This window comes from Syntrophothermus sp. (assembly GCF_013314835.1).
Taxonomy (GTDB): domain Bacteria; phylum Bacillota; class Syntrophomonadia; order Syntrophomonadales; family Syntrophothermaceae; genus Syntrophothermus; species Syntrophothermus lipocalidus.
In genome coordinates this window covers 1-20192 of sequence record NZ_JABUEX010000008.1, presented here as the reverse complement: position 1 = coordinate 20192, position 20192 = coordinate 1, and the positions used below count along the sequence as shown (strand labels likewise).

Genomic DNA, 20192 nt, shown 5'->3' with positions numbered 1-20192 from the left:
TAGATGCAATAATCTCGAGCACCTTGACCCATCAAGTAACCCATGTTACCTTCTCTGACTCAGCGACTAATGTAACTGTAAGTCGCTTTACTCTCTAAGCGGCATGCCTTTCGCATCCTTGTCTATAACGCCGGTCAGTATCATGATGCCTTCAATAAATCCCCAGATACCGCCAATTCCAAAAGTAATCAGAGTAACGATAATCTGGGCTATCCCGATACCGACATAGCCGAGATAGAAACGGTGTATGCCAAGACCTCCCAAGAATATACCGAGAAGGCCAGCCGCCAATTTTGACTTATCCCCCGCTTTTGCTGCAACAGTGAGTTTAACCCCGCATTTTAAGCAAACTTCTGCAGCTGGATTTGTTTCGGCTCCACAGTTCTGGCAGTAATTCTTCCCATTCCTGGGGGAACACCCACATGTAACACAGACCACGGCCTGTTCGGCAACTTCGCTTCCACAATTCCTGCAAAACATCCGCATACCCCCTGTTGCTTTTTCTCTCGCTATTCCATGTCTATGATCCTCCAGCCATCGTTAAACTGCTGTAAGTAAATCGCACCGTTTCCGCCATCCACTACCTTTCCACTCTCATCCTTGACCTCTAAATTTACCACCACAGTTGCCTTATCACCACTTATCTCTTCTGAAACTATGTCCTTTACCTCAAACCTAACGTCACTCTTATCCCCGCTCTCGTATTGGGCAAATTCAAACAAGGCAGGGAATAGGTCGGCAACGTCTTTGAGACTAATGCCGATAAAGGACTGCAGAATGTTGCTGGTGGCGTTGTACATCTTCTCGTACTTGGGATCAAGGCAGGTTATCGCGGTATTGAAATCTTTTTCGTTCAAGGCATTGAAGAACTTGTATACCACATCATGGGGCTTAGTTACGAAGAACATGTTATATAGAATGATACCAGCGGTAACAATAGCCGCTGTAAGAGCGACCGCCGTAAACTTTGCTCTTACAGCACCTCCTGCTGCCTGGGCGACCACCATGCCGGCAGCCCCGGCCGCCTGGTTGACACCCGAAGCAAGAAACCGGGCATCATTGATGGTTGGCTGACTTAACATTGAAGCGCCGTTACCTGGACCAGAATTGAACGCAGCCCTGGTACCGCAACCCGAACAAAACCTGGCTCCCGCAGGCAGTTCTGTACCACAATAAGGGCAAAACACGCCTACACTTCCCCCCCTTCTTGACTTTAGTTAACCTCGATGGCTGGACCTGCCTTCGCACTAGCTGCCAAAATCGCTGCTCCTTTTCCAGCCTTTAAGTGAAGCCCGTAACCCGTTTCAGCGACCTTCCGTCGCGTCAAGCTTCCACGTCATGCAGACATTCCACCACACTTGTTAAACGTTTTTGCCCCCTTTCTATGAAACTTGAGTCACTCAGAACACCCTGTCGCTGGTAGGTACCCAGGAACCGTCGACGTATTTCACATAGCCATTCCGGGATGCATTCTCTTTGTAGATATCTCCTGTGGTGCTATTCACGGAATAGCGTTCGTAGGTATTTGTGTGAGTTACCATGTCCCAATAGGCCCAGAAGTCAAAAAACAGGGTTCCTTCAGAGTTAACATGCCTATCAAAATCGGCCAGCCTGAAATTATCATACTGAGCGAGATACTGTTTAACTTCGGGAAGCGCCAGTACCATTTCCCTGGCCCTTTCCTGGGTTAGGGGGCTGATAACCGTGCTCCCCGCGGTTGCCGGAGCCAGGGCAGGACTGGGCTGGGACTCTGGTTGCTCGTTTTCTGAATTGCCCGCTGCCTCGTCGTTTCCTTTTGGAGATACTGATACCAGTTCAAGCGTATCCTCTTCTTGGCTGCCATTGTTATAGACGCAGATAGAAGTGGCTTTCACCATACCTAAACCCCGTACACACCACATATCTGTGCTTTCCTTAATCAGTGCCATTGGGTCTTCTGCATTCTGTGTTTCCACATACCTGATATGGGCAGCATCCATGGTTTTTCCCATTACCTCTATTCTTTCGACCCCAAGGTATTTACTGGTTCTCGTATAGTTTTCAATGCTGGTTTGGTACGATTCTTCCTTCATGTGATAATTGCTGGTCCACTCTGTATTGGGATTTACAAACGCTATTACCATACATCTTTCGTTGCCCAGCGGCACATGGTTCCAGCTTTCACTGGCATACTGACCTGCTTCACTACCCATCCAGACAATGCCTGCGGGAGTCAACTTGTAATAGTCAGTGTGAAAGAAGGGGTATTTGACCCCAACTTCGACCATGTATCTGCTGTACAAGCCGTTGGCATCCCTTTTCCAGGTGCTTACAAGCGTTGTCCCCTTCCGCCCGCCATACCGGTCCTGGTAGGTATACTCACAGTCCATGCGGGGAATGAAGTAGTCGAAGGTAAGCCTATTGTTTTCCGGTTTTACAGGGACCGGAAGTGAATTCACATACATATCCTGTTGCGTAATATAGACCGGTTGCCAGGTGTAAATCAGCAGTCTAGTAACGTACCGGTTAACCAGCTGCTCCTGTTCCTTGCTGGCGGCACCCAGCATTATCTTGACAGCTTCCAGGTTCTGTTCATTGGCTGCCAGGCTCCTGCCAGCCCAGGCCAAGGCCTTGTCTTTATCACCGGCCAGCAAATAGTACCCGGCTATATCCGCCATAATCCATTCATTGACCGGCTTTTCAGCTATTTTCTGCACCAGTTTCCCGGCTTTTTGCTCATCTCCACTCTTGAACATGCAAGCCGCAGCCAGTACCGCCGCTTTCTGGTTGGCCTCGTCCTGCTTCAGTTCTTCTTCATACAGGCTCAAAGCCTCCTGGTACTGCCCGCTCTCGTACAGGGCATAGAACCTCATCATGTTCCCAATCCCCTGATCTTCAGTACTTCCCGCTTTATCAATCAGTTCTGACCAGTCTTCACTGTACATGTCTTTGAGGATGCGATAAGCTTCGGCCTGGTTGACGTCAAGGGCAAGCGACTGAACTATGCTCTCTACGGCCTTGTCCTTCTCTCCATTCCTGGCATAATAGCTGGCCAGGGCGTTATGGGCCCGGTAATCCTGTTGATTGGCCAGGATTCCCTGTTCCAGAACTGCCAAGGCCTGCTCCCCTCCTCCATTCCGCTCATAGATCATGGCCAGACCCTGGTATGCTTCTACAGCAGTCTTGTCTTCATCGATAATTTGCTTGTATGCTTTCTCGGCTTGGACCGGGTCGCCTTTATCCATGTACATCCCGGCCAGGCTCAGCTTGAGCTTCAAAACGTCTTCCTCTTTTACAGCCTCAATACCCTGGTCATATGTCTCCTGGGCTTTGTCAAATTTGCCCTGCAGGGTGTAGACTTTACCCAAGCCCTGATACGCCTTTACCTCGCGCTTGTCGATCTTGATGACTTCCTGGTAGGCGAGAATGGCCTCTTCGAACTTGTTTTCGCTTACATACTTAACCGCGAGCTCAAGCTGCTTGTTCACCTTGGCCTGAGTGCTGCCAAAACACCCGCTTATTAAGCTGGTAAATAACACCGCTACCGCCAGCAACGCCACCCGTCCACCCTGGCATTTACCCTGCCGTTTCACAACCCCTTCTCCTTTCCCAATTATGCCCCTCAGCGGGGAACAACCAAGTAGTAAGCAATCGCGACTATGGCAACAAGAATAATCAAAAGAGCCGCTGTCCCTATCCCTTTCCTGATCAATCCTCCTTCTACCCCAACCGGATCCTGTATTTTGACGGCAACCGCCGTTATATTGTCGGGCCCGCCTCTCTTGTTGGCCAGGTGGACCAGCATTTCGGCGGCCCTTTGCAGGTCTTGGTTTAAGGCCACCGCCTCCTTTATTTCTTTGTCGCTTACCACGTTATACAACCCATCGGTACAGAGCACTAAAAAATCCCCAGGTTCAAGGGGATAAGAAAGAACGTACACTTCCGGGGGTCTTGCCCCTCCCCCTACAGACTGGGTGAGCATGTGACGATGGGGATGGCTCTCCGCCTCTTTGATACCGATCTTCCCCTGGCGTACGAGATCAGCTACAACGGTCTGATCCCGGGTAAGGCAGATAATTTGCTCGCGCCGGATAACATAAGCCCGGCTATCTCCGACGTGAGCAACGTAGGCAGTATCGCCCACTACCGAGACCGCGGTAACAGTGGTGCCCATGCCGCTTTGCCCGGGAACACTGTGAGATTGCTGGCGTATAGTTTTGTCGGCTGATAGTATTGCCTGTTTAAGGCTTTCTAAGGGAGCTTCGTCCTGTCTGGAAAAATAACGCTCTTTAACGGTTTGAACTGCCAGACAGCTGGCTACTTCGCCAGCAGCCGCTCCACCCATACCATCCGCGACCACATAAAGCCTTCCCTTAGTTTTCAGGGTCGTCATATCCTGCGGTTCGTGTATCAACCAGCTGTCTTCGTTGTTCTTTCTTCTCCGTCCCGTGTCACATGCTACCCCCACCGGGGGCTTCTTCGCTCGCCTTTTCAATCTCTTTGCTCCTTTGTAAGGCTATATCCAGCCCTTTTCCCTCAACTCGGCTATCCTGGCCCGGGCGACCGATACCTCGTAGCTATCCTTATTGAGGTCCACGGTTTTCTGCAGATACTTGTAAGCAGTCTCGTACTGCTTGTGTTTCAATTTAAACAAGCCGTATACGAAGTTTGTATGTGAATCTCCCTCGTCCAACCGCAACGCTTCTTGAAATGCTTGCTCGGCTGCGGCGTAATTTCCGAGCTTGTCGTGTATCATTGCTATGTTGAGGTATGTATTGCCATCAACAATTCCGATGTCGACGAGTTTGTTAAAGGCAAGCAAAGCCTGCTGGAATAACGGAACCGAAGTCTCCTCCCCGGAAGACTGGTATAACTGGCCTAATTCGAAACAATATTTCCCATAGTCACTGATAGCTTGAATGTGGTAGGGGTCTATTTCCTGGGCAGCTTTAACCGTAGCGACAGCCCTTTTCAAATATTCAACCTTTTCGGCCTGGGACGCCGCTTGGGCACTCATAGCCTCGTATAATCTAGCCGTGCCGAGCTTGTACTCGATATTGGTCGAATCACCCTTCTGCGCTCGCTCAAAGTAGGCCAAGGCTCGGGAATAATTCTTTTGGGCCATTTCCACCTCTCCCAGAACATAGCTGGTCACGTGGGTTGTGGACCCCTTGCTGGCTTCCAAGGTATTCAATACCTCTCTCGCCTTGCTAAAGTCCCCCATCCGGCAATAACTGACGCCCAGATCGCGTACCGCCGCCTCGTAATCCTCTCCCGGCAACCCCTGGCTATCCTGAATACAGCGGTCAAAATACAACGCCGCTCTACCGTAATCTTTCAAGGCAAAATAAGCGGATCCCAACAAGTACGAAGTAGCAGCGTCGTCCTTGATCACCCCTGTTCTGATTTTTTCTTCCAAGAATTCAATGGCTTTTGAAGCCCGGTTTTCCCGTAAGTACAGCCGGGCCAGGTTATGGTACACATCTGGTTCGTCCTTATACTTTAATGCCTCTAAGAAAGAGTTTTCTGCCCGGGTATACTCGCCTCGCTCCGCCAGGCTTATGCCTGCATCTATTTTCTGCTGGTATAACCTGATGCTGGTCAACTCTCTTTCTTCAATGCCTTTCCCTATGGCCGCGATACCGAGGACCATCATTGCCGCGATTCCGATTGCCGCTAGCACTCGCCTTAGCTTTCCGATTTTGTATTCACGGCTAAACCTATCAATAAACCTGAGGTCGTGATACAAAGCGGAAGCGGTCTGGTACCTCCGCTCTGGTGCCTGTTCCAAACACTTGTGGATGATGTAATCGATACCCTCGGAAAAGTACTTGTTGACTTCCCTCAACTTTACTGGATTAGCAGGGTCATACCTGCGCCCGGTCAGCACATGGTAAAATGTTGCCCCAAAACCGTAAATATCGGTCCTCTCGTCATAAATACCCCGGTACTGTTCGGGAGCCGCGTATCCCTTGGAACCGAAGCCGCCTTGGCTGGAACCCCCTCTGCTCTCCCGCGAAATACCGAAATCAACCAGCTTCAGGTCTTCATTCTTGTCGATGATAATGTTGCCAGGTTTCAGATCGCTGTATATGATAGGCGCGGGCTTTAAGTTATGGAGGTAAACGAGTATCCCGGCCAACTGCCTGGCCCACTTAACGGCCGTCTCCTCGTTTACCGCTTTTCTGATTTCCAGCAGTTTTTGCAGGTTTTGTCCCTCAAAATAGTCTTCGATAATGTAGATTCTGGTGTCGGATTTTATAACATCGACGATACGAGGCAGGTTTGGATGATTCAAGCGCTTCAATATCTCCGGTTCAACCAGCAACCCCGAAGGGCTACCAGGCCTGTGTTCGATTTCCTTGATGGCCCACTTATTGCCTACGTTAACGTTCTCAGCAAGGTAGACCCGCCCCATGCCCCCTTTGCCCAATAGCTGTAATATTCGGTATTTTCCAAAGGCAATCTCACCTGTCTTCAGCATGAGATCCAACCTCACTTTGCAGGTTTTGAGGCTTCGCCATCCGGTCAGTTTTTACATGATTCGGGGTTGGCACCGCAGGAGCAAGGACTTGAGTCTCGATGAATTGCTCCAATAACAATGTCGTGTCAGCACCTGCTTGATGATCATGAAGCGTTTTCGTAGCAGGGTAAGGTTCTTGGGAAGGAATAATGGGGTAAGCCGGAAGGGTTACCTCTTCACTGGCGCCTGCTGCCAGCCTCTTTATCGTCCGGAGGTCTTGGGCCACGGCATCGACCTCATTTAATTCCCGTTCACGCCTGTGTTTCACATATAGGACGATTGCAGCGACTAAGCCCGTTACTATTAGCACAAGGCCGCCGAGAATATACAGGTATGAAATGAGGTAGGTCCGTATATTTTCGCCTAAAGACATATGTATGGTTGCAATGCTAGAAACGTCCGCTCCCACGTCTATTCTCCCCTGATAGCTAAATGCTCTTTGCCAATACACCCCTGCTCAACACAGGCAGTTCCACACGCTGTATGCTGTATTCGATACCCGTATTCGTAATCCTTTCATCCTATACATCTTTTTTCTAAGGAAGATATTAACATTTCTTCGGCAACAATCTTACGTCCGGCGCCCCGGGCAGCAGGGAGTAAGCATCTCTGAAACATCCTCAGCGTTCAGGTTCCCACCCGCCAAACGCAGAAGAACCCATAAGTTTGACCGGAACCCCTGTACATTTCGGATTCCAATCGAAAACACAGGCACTTGCCCAATCGTTTGTGCAACAGGAGCCTGCTCCCCGCTCACCCGGACACCGCTACTTACGCCTTTACCCTATTTCTTTTAGAATACAGATTATATTGTTGTCCGGTTCGTAGGGGCCCATTAGAAGAAGTTTGCTCTGGTAAGAAAAGACGGACGTAAACCTGCATATCACTTTCCCGTCCGACTGCTTCAGTACCAGCACATCGCCCTCCATCCCCCACTTCACGTCCTGCAGTTCTCCTTTCACGACCTCTAGGTTACCTCCAGGCTGGAAACGGATCTGGCAGGGTAAACAATTCCCCTGATACTGCCACACCATTTGTGAAAACGAGTTCTGCTGGTCCGAGGAATCACTTCCCTCCTGGCTGGATATCGTGACCATTTGTCGCCCCGCATCCCAGGACACCTCGTACCCGAGAGCCCGCGCCAAAGGGCCGATGGGCAAAGTAACCCGCCCGTTGAACACTATGGGGGCGGCGTCCAAGGTCTTCTCCTCTCCGTTCACCAGCATCTGAAGCTTGCCCACAGTCAATTTGACGGTAGTTTGTCCCCGAGTTATGGAGACGCTCATTTCCTGCGGGTCCCATTTGATGTCTTCACTAGAAACCCCCATGCCATCGCAGGCGCTTCTTAACGGCATGTAGACCCTGCCCCCTATTACCCGAGCAGGAGCGTCCGTTCTTTTCTCTACCCCGTTCACTTGATAAGTGTCAGAACCTATTATGAAGGTCGTATTGAGGCTATCTCCAGCCCAGACCGCAGGGCTCAGGCACAGGTGGATCAGCATGATGAAAGAGACCACCATCACACGAAGAATGCGTTGCACTTTTCTTTCCTCCTTATCACTCTGAGTTTTGATTGGAATATTTCCCTAGTTCCAACCAGAATAGCTATCCAGCTCCTTTAGCGTCTGTTTAAACTCCTGTAACTCTTTCTCCAACTCGGTGGGGCCTTGATGTGTGCGTTCGTACTCGAAGCGTTTTTTATAATCAAAAGCGTCGTGCGCTTCCTGTCTCATGTCTCCCAATCCAAGGCTTTTGAAAGCATCCGCTGCCAGGCTCTGCCCGGGCATAAAATCCATATACGCATCGCCGAAGTTATAATCGGGATTTGAAAACGCACTAACCAACGTTTGAACCGTACCCACATACCCAATTGCCTTGCTGACCTTGCCTGGATCCTCACTTACCGATTGATAAGCCGAGTTTAAGTTAGAGAGCATGTTCCACCCGGCTTGCATTCCACTTTCCTGACTGATCGTGGATGCCGCTGCAGATACGCCGTTCCTCAAAGCCTGCAGATTTAGGAAACCTTGTGATTTCTTCTGTGACTCATTCGGCACCTGTGTTATCACGCTTGGGGTTAGAACCGTAACCTCGCAGTTTGCATACTTCGAGCCATCAACGGTGCGAACAGTGATGCGGGCGTTGCCGGACGACCCATAGCCAACCCCTTTGGCTGTAACAACTCCGTACTTATCTACCGATGCCACGCTGGGATTGTTCGAACTCCATTCCACCGCCTGGTTAGAAGCATTAGCAGGAGTTATGACGGGCTCCAGTCTGTAACTCTGTCCAAGATACAGGGTTATGGCACTTTTGCTCAGGTTCACGGCTTGAACCCTAACCGTGGCATTAGCAGCAGGCGTACTGACTGTCAAAGATTGCTCCGGCCATTTCCCTTCTTTGCCTGAAGCAGTTACCGCGGTCACCGCGTAGTAATACGTTGTTGAAGGACTTACTGTGACGTCGGAGTAAGAGGTTGCCTTCACCTTTTCGAATGTTGCCTTTACTCCGTTGTTTGCTTGAGTTCGATGAATGGTATACGATTCTGCCCCGGAAACACTGTTCCAGCTCAGATTAACTACTGTAGGCCCTTTAGCCTCCGCTACCAACCCTGATGGGGCAGGGAGTACCTGGTCTGAGATGTCCTTAACCTCGATGGTTTTTGAATCCGATGCTTCCTTACCGCTTTGGTCCGTCACGAGTACCTTAACACTGTGAGTCCCCGGTGCCGTCCCACTGATATCCCAGTTAAAAGTTAAATCTGTAGCTCCAGGCGGGTATTTCTCATACTGGTCAATAAAGTAGCGAACCTTCTTGACGGTTGAACCAGATGAAACCGTTACTTTAATGGGGACCAGGTCTTGATTCTGTCCCTTGACAATAGGCTCCCCGTTATTCACCTTCACCTGAATCTTCAATGTCTGGGTTTCTGCTGACTTGTCCTTGACTGTAAATGTCTTGATAACGACACCGCTCTTCTGGCTGCCGTATTCTGCCCACACCCTGACCGACCTCTCGTAACCGGGAGCAGCCCCCGCAGAACTTATCGTTTTGGTCAGGGTGTAGACCCCTGCCCCGGTCCCGGTCATTTCACAAGTATAGTTGTTGTCAACCTCTTTACCCGGGGTGTCGAATTGTAGACAGACTCTGCTCACTTGCCCCGATACCCTGGCAGTGAAGGTGTAACTGTTTCCTTGATAGCCGCTCTCGGGGTTGATATTTAAACCTTGCACAACCGGTACACCCGGTACAGTAACGGCTCCCAGTACTGTGACTTCGCAGGTATCTTGCTTCTGTTCGTTAGCTTCGGATCTCGCCACGATTGTAGCAGTACCTGCACTCACGGGTGTTACGACTCCTGAACTGTTTACCGTTGCGACCCGGGAGTCGGTCGATATCCATTTTATTTGCGGGTCAGTTGCATCGGTCGGATACACAGTGGCAACCAGCGTCTCGTTTCCTCCGTTAATAGTCATAGTCAACGAATGTTTGTTCAAAGAAACGGAGGTAACGGCCTTGTAGCTTCCGGCAACTACTAATGTGCAAGTAGCCTTCTTGAAAGGGTCAGCCGCCGAACTTGCAGTAATCGTGGCGGTACCAACACCTGTGATCGTGACTATGCCCAGATCATCGACCGTTGCCACCCGCGGGTCGGAACTGCTCCAGTCTATACGCCTGTCGTTCGCTTCAAGAGGGTAAACGGTGGCAAATAATTGGAAGGGAATGTCGTTTGGTTTCTTCTGTAGACTAGTAGCACTCAGCTTAACCTCGCTGACAGCAACCTTAGGGTCTACATAAACCGAGCAGGTGTCATAAACGTCTGGGTTGGCTAGAGACACCGCATGGATAGAGGTGTGGCCTACAGCTCTTGGAGTAACTAACCCTTTGTCATTCACAGCAGCCACGCTGGGATTCGAAGAATACCAATCAATCTGCTGGTTGGCTACGTTGGACGGGTACAAAGTAGCGTGCAGTTGGAGCGGCGGACCACCGATAACCATGGTAACGCCGCTAACATCCAGCGCCAGCCTGGTAGGTTTTATAGTCGTGACCTTGAAAGTATCGTAAAACCGTTCGCCGAAAGGACTCCTATCCTTTACCATCTGCCACTCACACCCGATGGTCTGCTGCTCATCAAACCTAACCGGGAAAACAAAGGTCTTGCTCTCACCAGGCTTTATCACCTGCCCATCCAGGTACTTTTTATCGAGCGCGTAATAGTTGTTCTTCCCATCTACCTTGCACTGGAGGTAGATTCCGCTACCTGACCAGTCTGCTTGCCCGGTGTTAGTCGCTGTCATCGTCAGACTAGTCGATTCTCCCACTATTATTTCCGAAGGCAACGAGTCACCTGAGAGCTTGGCATCATAGGCCAACCGGTTTGATGAGGTAACCTTAATGCTTCGGGATATGGGGCTTCCGAACCCTGTAGTCCCGTTTACCATCCGGAATTTAACGAGATACTCCCCCGTAGCATCCGGCGTCATTGTAAACTGAAAAGTCTTACTGGCCCCGGGGGGAATTATCTCTCCCGGAGCAAGATCCATTCTGTTACTCAGACCGAAATGAGAATAGTCATCGGTGATCCTAAGCCAAGTCTGGTTGAGGTCTGACCATGCCTGGCCGCCTGTGTTTTGGAACGTAACGCTCACCGGGTAAGAACACCCTGCTTCCATCGTCGATGGTATGGAACAATCGATAACCTGGCAGTCAGAATTTCTGACACCTACGGAAAAGTGGACTGGGTCAGATGGGATGAACTCTCCATTCACATAAGCTTTCAAAATCAGTTTGTATCTATGGTTTTCCTCTACGTCATAATCATAGATTTTACAGTCGCCGTAACAGGCTATTCGTCCTTCACCCTTGGTTAATAGAACCTCACTTCCCCCGGTAACGTCCCACATCGCGTAACAGTACTTGGTGGCTTCAGGAACCGGAGTCCACGTCAACTCGCAAACCACACTGTCCTCGGAGTAGGTGCTGCCGTTAATCGGGCTTGTAATCACCGGCGTTTCGGTTGCCAGGACTTTGCCATCGCCGATAAAAGAACTTGACACAGCCAAAAAAGCAACCAGAAAAATAATCATCTTTCTGTCCATGTTAATCCCTTCTTCCGTCAGAATACCAAGCAGACCAGCTGAGTAAGCCTCTGCAAACAAATGAGAACCGCTGCCCCTTCTCCAAACTCAGCCCTTTTTCTAGCAAAGTTAGCGCCGGTGAGAAGGCCCAGCCGAACACACAGCGTGCATCACCCCCAAAACAAAACCTGCCGATGTACGCGCGTCTGACCACTTATCCGCGCCGAATTGATTCTCGTTGTATTGTAGTTCTTCATTGTCATGGAAATAAATAGCACAACAGTAACAAATCGATCACACGATTGCCTCCCGTACCCTTTCTATTCGGAGCGAAATACCGCGATCCCCTGTGATTAAAGCCCACGCTTGCGCAAATGCCGTACCATCAGGAGGAAAAAAATGAAGCTTGTCGAAGTAAACAGACCAAGGGCTACGTGGGGTGTGACACAACTAATTTTTTCGATAGAAACCTTAGGAGGAGAACAAATTTGAGCTTACTCAGGATAAGAAGATGTTTAGCAATATTCGTTGTTTTGATAGCTCTGCTGATTTCGGGCTGTAATTCCTTGTTTCCCACGCATGCGGGTGCCAGGGTGAGTAAACAGTTAGAACTTGCTGTTAAGTACCTGGCCGAAAATAAATTCGACGAAGCCATATTGGCCTATCAAGAGGTTATCAGAATTGACCGTAAGAATACGGTAGCCTATAGGGGGCTCAGTCTGGCCTACAACCTACAGAAAAAGGCAGGCAACGCCGAAAAAGCTCTCGAAGACGGTTTAAGACAGGATTCTGGGAACGAGGAACTTAAGCTGGCTACGGCCGGGTTTTATGCTGATCAGGGTAAGAAAGATCAGGCCGAGACGCTGTACCAGGAAATACTCTCTCAAAATCGGGATTATCTTCCGGCATACCAGGCTTATTCAAGATGGTTGGTAGCCCAAGGGAGGCAAGATGATGCTATAGCCCTGTTAGAAAAGGCGAAGGCGGACAATCCACTGCAGAATGAAATCAGTTTGTTATTGGCGGACCTGTATGTCCGAAAGGGAGATAACCAAAAAGCACTGGCGATCATAAGCGGTTTAATTACACGGGATCCGGATCAATCATTAGCATATAAAGTATTGGAAGGCATGTACGCGAACCGCTGGCAAGAACTAATGGATCTGGGAGACGAGTATACTACCCAGAACCACCCCAAGGTAGGCGAGTTATTCAAGTTGACCGCATTGTATAACTTGGGCCGCTACCAGGAGATAGTAAACCAATATGAGCCCTTGCCCGAGGAGCTAAAGGATAGCGTTCAAGCCAAGTTGATATTAGCCCAGTCCTATATTAAAGTGGGGCAGCAAAAGCGGTCTGCAGATCTCGTGAAGTCAATAAATGTGGAAAACATTAAGGATGCTGGAATGTTTGCCGCTCTAGCTGACTACTACCTCAAAGTTGGTCAAGATACAATTGCCCGCAAGCTAGCCATGGAAGGGATAAATACAGATGAAACGGCAATAGACAACTACCTAATACTGTATAGAAGTTATGAAGGCGAAGACGAAGCCGAGGCCAAGGTATGGCTTTTCGAATACTTGTTGAAGAGTGTTCACGGCGCCGCGCAGGCAATAGACGAGCTTATTGCATCGGGAATTAACCCCGATGTTTTTCAAGGGATGGCTGTAAAAGGCGAGAAGGATGCAGTAAGGGTTACATCTGGAGTTACGGTACAGTATCTAGAACGCACCAGTTATAATAACGGGCTGTACTTTTCATTTGCCACGCGGGTTGCAAAAGCCCAGCTTACGCCACCATCTATACAAGAGAAAGCTAGACGATTTGTAATTGACGTTGGGCCTCGTCCCTTTGAAACGTCCCCAAGTAAGCTTCAGAAACGAGTTAATGAATCCATCGCCAGGGGTAATCACCTTTGGGAGGTAGGAGATTCCGATATTCACATGGGGATGAAGCAACCTGGTTCGTATTATGTGTTGTTAATCTTCTTGGACGAAAACAATAACGTAGTCGGTTATTACCAAACCCCTGAGCCGATGATCGCAAAATGACAAATCATCGGTTTACTCGTCTGAGCAATAATGGCTCTTGAGCTCGCTAAAAAGTTCAATCAGCACAAAAGAACGAAAGAAGGAACCGCAAATGGCGGCCTTCTATCTACTTTGGTACAAAGAACGGTATCGTGCTTCAGCTCGGTCCAACTTCCGAGATAGGTGTTCAGCTCTTTCCTCACCCCGGCCCGGTTGTGCATGAACGGGGGATAACCTTCGGGTTTTTCCTGTATGAGAGGCTTGAGGCTGTACAACCAGCTCCAGTAAAGGTTCTGGGTCCAAGTGCTTTTATCCAGCCCTTTGATGTACTCTCTCATTTTGGCCATGTTCTCGGGGTAGTTGCGGTACCTGGTTTCCCCCGTTTCTTTCAGAATGGCATAGGCCTCACCGGAACCCATTGCCGCCGGAATATCCAGGACTTTGGGCAGCACCCTCCTTTGTCCGTCCGGGTTCTCCTTCACTTCCCGGTAAACCAGGGGCTGGAATACCGAGGCATCGAGGGTAAACCTCTGTCCCATGAAGCGGAAACCTTTTATCTCCCGTATCCAGGGTCGACTGTTCCTGCCATATACCTAATTATAAGGCGGTCTACAGAGTTCGATATCCCTCAAATTTACTGCACCTTGATGCACTTTCACCTGGCCTATTCACTCCAGCTAAAAGTATACGTGCTCCCGTCATACTTCACATAATAACTGGAATTGCTCTTATCTACCGCTTTCCCGGTTATGTCAGCATCCTCATAATCCGTATCCTCTATCTCGGATTCAATCTTCGATTTTACCGCCTTCAGGAAGGATTTCAGCCTGCTCTGGGAAAGCTCTGTCAGTTTCTCGTATTCATCAGCACCGCTGAAGCTAAAGGTAGCCTTATACACTAGGTCATCTTCATCACCACTCAAAGTGAACGTAATCCTTATGCCGTCGTCACCGAAATAATCATCACCTGCATCTTCGAAATAATCGTCAAGCCTGTCTTCGATATCGTCCAAGGAAACGTCGTTTTTGTCCTTGAGTTCCTCTATCTCGTCCTCAAGATCGCTGATTCTGTTCTTCAGCGTTGTATTCTCATTGGTTAAAGAAGTGTTTTTGCTCTCCAAATCCCTTACCTTACTCTGAAGCTCGGCTATCTGCGCCTGATATTGAGTTAATTGCTGTCTCAGGGCAGTTTCGGTAGAGCTTGCTTTATCTGTAATGACTACTTTTTGGTTGATCCGGTCCCACGTAGTCTCTTTATCGCCAAAATAGTTCATCAGCATGCGTAGAGGTATGTACGTGGTGTTATTGATCACGTACGGCTGGTTCGAATCCGTCAACTGCTTCCCGTTATAGAATATGTTTACTCCTTTGTACGCTTTGATGGTTTGCATCGCTAGGCTCGCGCTGGCTGCCGGTACAGCAAATGTCATAACAATAAAAATCGTACTCACAAGCAAAATCCATTTCTTTAAGCCCTTCATCCTATTTCACACCCCTTCGTTACTAGACTTGTTTTTACTTTCCCGGTCGGAATTCGGGTTTTGACCAAGTATTACACCCAGATAGCACACGCACCTCCCCAAGCTAATTAGCTTAGTCTTACCATATCACCTACTTCCAAACCTGGCAACCTTATCCTTTATCCGCTTGTCATCGTTCTCTGATATTGCCACCTTGTATTAGTCCAGTGAAAATGTTCCCATGGGCGAGGAATATGTAAAGTTGAGTACAAAAGAACTCAATTCAATCGTTTGGTTGTCATCCAAAAGCACATCGAAGGTCTCATCGCCACGCCACTAGTGACGCTGAAATCCTTGGCCTGTCGAGCCGCCAGGCCTAGCTCTTACAAAGCTGCTCGCCGGGCTTTGCCTAATTCTTGCGAAACAAAGAACCCAGCACCGTCCGGCTGGAGGCAAGCCCCAATCCGGCAAAGCTGCGGTGTCGGGATAGAATAGCTTTCAATGCGTCCACCACCGCCTCCAGGTCCTCCCAGGAAACGGTCAGAGGAGGCTCCAGCCTTATGACGTTGGGGTTGTTTAACGTATAGGCGGTGAGAATACGGTGCTCGTTCAAAAGCAGCCCCGCTACCAGTGAGGCGGTGTATTCTTCTCGCAGGTTTGATACCAGCCCGCCAGCCAACTTATCCAGGAAGCCCTCGCCCCCACCGGCAAACTCTATCCCCACCATCAAACCTTTCCCCCGCACCGCCTTGACCAGCGGATGGCCGCTCACCACATCTTGAATGCGCTCCAGAAAGAACTCGCCTTTGTGCCTGGCCTCCTCCGCCAGGTTCTTCCCTACGATGGTCTCGAGCGCCGCCAGCCCCGCGGCCATGGCCCAGGTGTTGCCGCCAAAGGTCGAGGTGTGAAGAAGGCACTTGTCCAGACCGCCGTAGGCCTGCTCCCAGATCTTAGGGGTGCACATGAAGGCACCTACCGGGATAACTCCCCCTCCTAAGGATTTGGCCAAGCACAGGATGTCAGGTGCAACCCCTTCGTGCTGGCAGGCAAAAAGCGCACCGGTGCGACCGAGCCCGGTTTGCACCTCATCCGCGATCAGGAGCACGCCGTAGCGGCTGGTCAACTCGCGCGCCCCAGCCAGATAACCTTCAGGAGGAACAATAATGCCGCCCTCGCCCTGGATGGGCTCCACGATAAAAGCCGCAGCCTCGGTCTCTTTGAGGGTTTTTTCTAGGGCGTCAAGGTCGCCATAGGGGATGGCGCGGCAGCCCGGTAACAGGGGCACAAACGGCTTCTGGTATTTGGGCCGCCCAGTAACGGAAAGGGCACCGAAAGTCTTGCCGTGAAAAGAACCCTCGCAATATATGATCTCGTGGCGCCCGGTAGCCGCCCGTGCCACTTTCAAGGCTCCCTCCACCGCCTCGGCTCCGCTGTTGCAAAAGAAGCAGTGCCGCAGTTCACCAGGAGCTACCTCGGCCAGGTTGTGGGCTAAAGAGGCAGCCAAGGGATTTAAGGAAGCCTGCAACAGATTCGGTCGCTCCCGGACCGCTTCCAAAGCCCGCAGCACCTCCGGCGGGTTGTGCCCGAGATTGAGTGCCCCATAGGCGCCTAGGAAATCAAGGTAGCGGTTGCCGTCGTTGTCCCAGAGATAAGCGCCCTGGGCCCGGACAAAGCGCTTATCAAAATCCAGAAGGCCCAGCAGCGTAGCCAGGCCAGGGTTGACATACTGCTTGTAGAGCCGAACAGCAGAAGCTCGATCCAGATTAAGGGCTTCGTTAAAAGTCAGCATCGAGTACACTCCTCCTCGTCAACCAGGGGGACGTCAGACTGTGTGAAAACGAAATTTTGACGCTTAATCATACATCCAGTTGCATAATATGCACTCGCTTACGGGACTAGCGGTGCCGGGCGTGTACATTTATGCCATCACTAACTAATTTTCACACAGTCTGACGGTTCCTGCGGTTTATTTTCAAAATAAACCGCAGGAACCGTCCCCCTGGCCTTAAACATCAAGAACTGACACTTCTTCGGCCGCTTTTTTACTCTCTTCCCATATCATGTCCACAATCTCTTTTTTCATGGCTATGAACTCGGGAGTCAAAAGGATACTGTGATCGCGCGGACGGGGCAGAGAAACCTTAATCGTTTTCTTTATGGTACCCGGCTGCCGCGTCATAACGTGAATAGTATCCGCCAAGAAAATAGCCTCATCGATGTCGTGGGTGATGAACAACACCGTCTTGTGGTCTTCCTCCCAGACTCTCAGGAGCAGCTCCTGCATGACCACCCGGGTCTGGGCATCTAATGCACCAAACGGCTCGTCCATTAGTAAGATGTCCGGATCGTTGGCCATGGCCCTGGCAATTGCCACCCTCTGCTTCATCCCTCCCGAGAGCGCCTTAGAATAGAGTTTTCTAAATTCAAGCAAACCAGTAACTTGAAGATAATGGTCGACTATTGATTCCACTTGTTTTTCGGGGATCCTGCGCAGCCTGGGCCCAAAGGCCACGTTATCTTCTACCGTAAGCCACGGGAACAAGGTGTAAGCCTGAAAGACCATCCCCCGGTCGGCTCCGGGTCCACTAATGGGACGCCCGTGCAGCGTGATAGTGCCGGAAGTAGGTTTCTCCAGCCCGGCCACCATGCGGAGCAGAGTAGTTTTGCCGCACCCGCTAGGACCGACAATGACCGCAAATTCCTGGGGCTCGATCACGAGGTTGATATTTTCTAAGGCAACAACCTGCCTGCCTCCCGCTAAGAATACCTTGCTTACTCCTTCTACCGACAGCATCTAACTCCCCAACCTTTCCCACCAAGGAAACAGGGCCTTCGACAGGGCCTTAAAGGCAAAGTCAGTTACAACCCCCAGGCCGCCAATAACCAAAAGTCCCACGAATATCCGATCCGTCTGCAAAAAACGCTGCGACCTGAGTATCATGAACCCCAGGCCCGAGTTGGCCGCAACCAGCTCTGCCACCACTAGGTAGGTCCACGCCCAACCCATACATATCCGCAGGTTGTCCATTATTCCCGGAAGTGAAGCAGGTAAGAGCACCTTGGTATAGACTGCCCTTCCTTTGGTCCCCAAAGTGTAGGCCGCATGCAACAACTCCTTGGGCACGGTAGAAACGGTGTCCTGCACCATCAACACCAGTTGAAAGAACGTCCCCACGAAGATTACGGCCACCTTCTCAAAGTCCCCTATCCCGAAATAAAGGATCATCAATGGAATCAACGCGGTTACCGGCAAGTAACGGACAAAATCGATAAACGGTTCAAAAAAAGCCTCCGCCTTCCTGCTGGTAGCCATGATGATCCCTAAAGGAATGGCTAAAACCGCGGCAACCAGAAAACCCGCCAAAACCCGATATAAGCTGACCAGAGTATAGGGAATCAATACCCCTTCCTCCTGCAGCGAGACAAAGGCCTTAGCTACAGCCGCCGGCGATGGAAGATAGATCGGGTTAACCCGTCCGCTGAAAGACAGTGCACACCAGGCCCCTAATATCATAATTACTGACAATATCATGTAAGTGCGGGGTTCCATGCTGGAAGACCTGGAAAACGAGTTCTTGTTCGTTTCCATGTCAGTCGCTCCTCAAAAGTACAGGTATCAAAGACGAACCACGGATAAATCGAGACACTCTACGACATCTTATTACAGCCGTAGAACAACCCCATCCTTGCATTAACGGGTGTTCGGCCCATTTACCGGGCAGCTTCCTTAACAAACCGGGAGACGACTACATCTTTGGGGTCTACCTTGGTCTTAAGAACACCTTTCTCCGTCCAGAATCGGGAAGCCAGCTCAGTGATGTAATAGATGTTGTTAGGTTCGTTCGGGTCAAAGAACTTCTTGTTTTCCTGGGTGCCCATGAACTGCACGCCTTTTGCCATGTCAGCGATCTCCTCTTCCGACAAGGAGAGGGCCTTGGCCATGATCCGGTTACCCTCCTCCGGGTGCTCCTGGTAATAGTCAACGGCTTCGTTCCAGGCTTTTACCAAGCCCAAAACCGCGTCCGGGTGCTGGTCGATAAAGTCCTGCCGCACAGAGATTACGTCCACTATATAGCCGGGGAAATCGCGGCTGGAAATCAACACATGTCCGCCCTGGCGCTGGCTGGCTTTGGTCAGCCACGGCTCCCAGACCACAGCAGCGTCCAGTTTTCCGGCCACGAAAGCCGCTCCCGCATCTCCCGCTGTCATCTCTTGAATCTGTATCTTGCTTTCATCCACTCCGTATTTGTCGAGAACAGCCAAGAAAAAGAAATAGCTGGTCGAAGCCTTGTCCAGCCCTACCGTTTTCCCTTCTAGGTCCTTTACCGTCTTTATATCGGCCGACGCAATGATTCCGTCCCCTCCAAAAGACTGGTCCATCCCGCAGACGAACTTCGCGTTCACCCCGTTGGCGTAATGGATAACATCACGATCCACAACATTTCCTAATGCTTGAATCTGGTTAGCTGCGAGTGCCGCCGCGTATTGGGATTCGTCTTCGATGATTACCATTTCCGGATCAATATTGTACTTCTGGAAGAATCCCTTTTCCTTGGCTATGTACAGAGGACCGTAACCCACCCAGGTACAGTGACCTATCTTAAACTTCACAGGCTCGTCCTTTTTCTCCGTCACCGGTTTGGAACTGCATCCCCCAATGAACAGAGCTAGCACAAAAACCAGCAAACTCGTCAGCAACAACTTTCTTTTCCTGAAAAAAACCATCGATCCAACCTCCATTCCTTGTCTTTGACTTCAACACGGGCCGATAGGGTCGCTCCCTTCATCTATAATAAAGCATTAACACGGCAGAGTGGTAGGTTAACTTTAGGTTCGGGCGCAAAAAATCCCGGGAGAACGGATATCCCGGGATCCTTTTTCCAGAATGCGAGCAATAACCTCTCAAACTTTGTTCCAGGCCAGCTGTACCAAGATTCCGGGCCTGTCAAAAAGGTCGTATGCGGGCACAAGCTAATACTCCTTCAAAATGTCATGATGTCCTATAGCGTGCAGGGTGAGAACGTCCTTTTCCGCCTGGTAAACGATGCGGATGTCCTTGTTAACATAGGCTTCCCAGAACGGAGTCCCTCTTATCTTGTGAACCCGCAGTGATGGGTGTT

The 20192-nt window shown here is 50.3% G+C and carries 15 protein-coding genes; 1 reads left to right on the top strand and 14 read right to left on the bottom strand.

Annotation, left to right across the window (positions count from 1 at the left end):
- Nucleotides 1-87 precede the first annotated feature (87 nt).
- The 8 genes from HPY90_RS04110 to HPY90_RS04075 all read right to left on the bottom strand — a co-directional run bounded on the left by HPY90_RS04110 (nucleotide 88) and on the right by HPY90_RS04075 (nucleotide 11604).
- Nucleotides 88-480 carry an NINE protein gene (locus HPY90_RS04110; RefSeq protein ID WP_287191495.1) on the bottom strand — a complete coding sequence of 131 codons (393 nt, stop codon included), beginning with the start codon at nucleotides 478-480 and terminating at the stop codon, nucleotides 88-90.
- A gap of 29 nt (nucleotides 481-509) precedes the next feature.
- Nucleotides 510-1187, bottom strand: a complete 678-nt coding sequence (locus tag HPY90_RS04105; protein WP_287191491.1) for a zinc ribbon domain-containing protein — start codon at nucleotides 1185-1187, stop codon at nucleotides 510-512.
- Between the two features lie 213 nt (nucleotides 1188-1400).
- Complete coding sequence (locus HPY90_RS04100) at nucleotides 1401-3572, bottom strand: tetratricopeptide repeat protein (RefSeq protein WP_287191488.1); 2172 nt, start codon at nucleotides 3570-3572, stop codon at nucleotides 1401-1403.
- 29 nt (nucleotides 3573-3601) lie between these two features.
- Nucleotides 3602-4474, bottom strand: a complete 873-nt coding sequence (locus tag HPY90_RS04095) for a Stp1/IreP family PP2C-type Ser/Thr phosphatase (protein ID WP_287191485.1) — start codon at nucleotides 4472-4474, stop codon at nucleotides 3602-3604.
- A 21-nt stretch (nucleotides 4475-4495) separates the two neighbouring features.
- The gene (locus HPY90_RS04090; RefSeq protein ID WP_287191482.1) at nucleotides 4496-6463 is read right to left on the bottom strand and encodes a serine/threonine-protein kinase; all 1968 of its coding nucleotides are present in this window, start codon (nucleotides 6461-6463) and stop codon (nucleotides 4496-4498) included.
- Nucleotides 6447-6953 (bottom strand): hypothetical protein, encoded by a 507-nt coding sequence (locus HPY90_RS04085; RefSeq protein ID WP_287191480.1) that lies wholly within the window; start codon nucleotides 6951-6953, stop codon nucleotides 6447-6449. Before HPY90_RS04085 ends, HPY90_RS04090 begins: the two co-directional genes overlap by 17 nt.
- 328 nt (nucleotides 6954-7281) lie before the next feature.
- Entirely contained in the window at nucleotides 7282-8043 is a 762-nt protein-coding gene (locus HPY90_RS04080) for a copper amine oxidase N-terminal domain-containing protein (RefSeq protein WP_287191478.1), read from the bottom strand.
- 45 nt (nucleotides 8044-8088) lie between these two features.
- Nucleotides 8089-11604 (bottom strand): Ig-like domain-containing protein, encoded by a 3516-nt coding sequence (locus HPY90_RS04075; protein ID WP_287191475.1) that lies wholly within the window; start codon nucleotides 11602-11604, stop codon nucleotides 8089-8091.
- Between the two features lie 467 nt (nucleotides 11605-12071).
- Between HPY90_RS04075 and HPY90_RS04070 the strand changes: the two genes are divergently transcribed.
- The gene (locus tag HPY90_RS04070; protein ID WP_287191472.1) at nucleotides 12072-13634 is read left to right on the top strand and encodes a tetratricopeptide repeat protein; all 1563 of its coding nucleotides are present in this window, start codon (nucleotides 12072-12074) and stop codon (nucleotides 13632-13634) included.
- 59 nt (nucleotides 13635-13693) lie between these two features.
- Here the strand turns inward: HPY90_RS04070 and HPY90_RS04065 are convergent, their stop codons facing one another.
- The 6 genes from HPY90_RS04065 to HPY90_RS04040 all read right to left on the bottom strand — a co-directional run bounded on the left by HPY90_RS04065 (nucleotide 13694) and on the right by HPY90_RS04040 (nucleotide 19797).
- A complete protein-coding gene (locus tag HPY90_RS04065; RefSeq protein ID WP_287191600.1) occupies nucleotides 13694-14170 on the bottom strand; it encodes a DUF3160 domain-containing protein in 477 nt (158 codons plus the stop codon).
- 107 nt (nucleotides 14171-14277) lie between these two features.
- Nucleotides 14278-15063 carry a stalk domain-containing protein gene (locus tag HPY90_RS04060; protein ID WP_287191469.1) on the bottom strand — a complete coding sequence of 262 codons (786 nt, stop codon included), beginning with the start codon at nucleotides 15061-15063 and terminating at the stop codon, nucleotides 14278-14280.
- A 418-nt stretch (nucleotides 15064-15481) separates the two neighbouring features.
- Nucleotides 15482-16861, bottom strand: a complete 1380-nt coding sequence (locus HPY90_RS04055) for an aspartate aminotransferase family protein (protein ID WP_287191466.1) — start codon at nucleotides 16859-16861, stop codon at nucleotides 15482-15484.
- A gap of 216 nt (nucleotides 16862-17077) precedes the next feature.
- Entirely contained in the window at nucleotides 17078-17866 is a 789-nt protein-coding gene (locus HPY90_RS04050) for an ABC transporter ATP-binding protein (RefSeq protein ID WP_287191462.1), read from the bottom strand.
- Nucleotides 17867-18661, bottom strand: a complete 795-nt coding sequence (locus HPY90_RS04045) for an ABC transporter permease (protein ID WP_287191459.1) — start codon at nucleotides 18659-18661, stop codon at nucleotides 17867-17869.
- Between the two features lie 122 nt (nucleotides 18662-18783).
- On the bottom strand, nucleotides 18784-19797 hold the full coding sequence (locus HPY90_RS04040) for an ABC transporter substrate-binding protein (protein WP_287191456.1): 1014 nt from the start codon (nucleotides 19795-19797) through the stop codon (nucleotides 18784-18786).
- Between the last annotated feature and the right edge of the window lie 395 nt (nucleotides 19798-20192).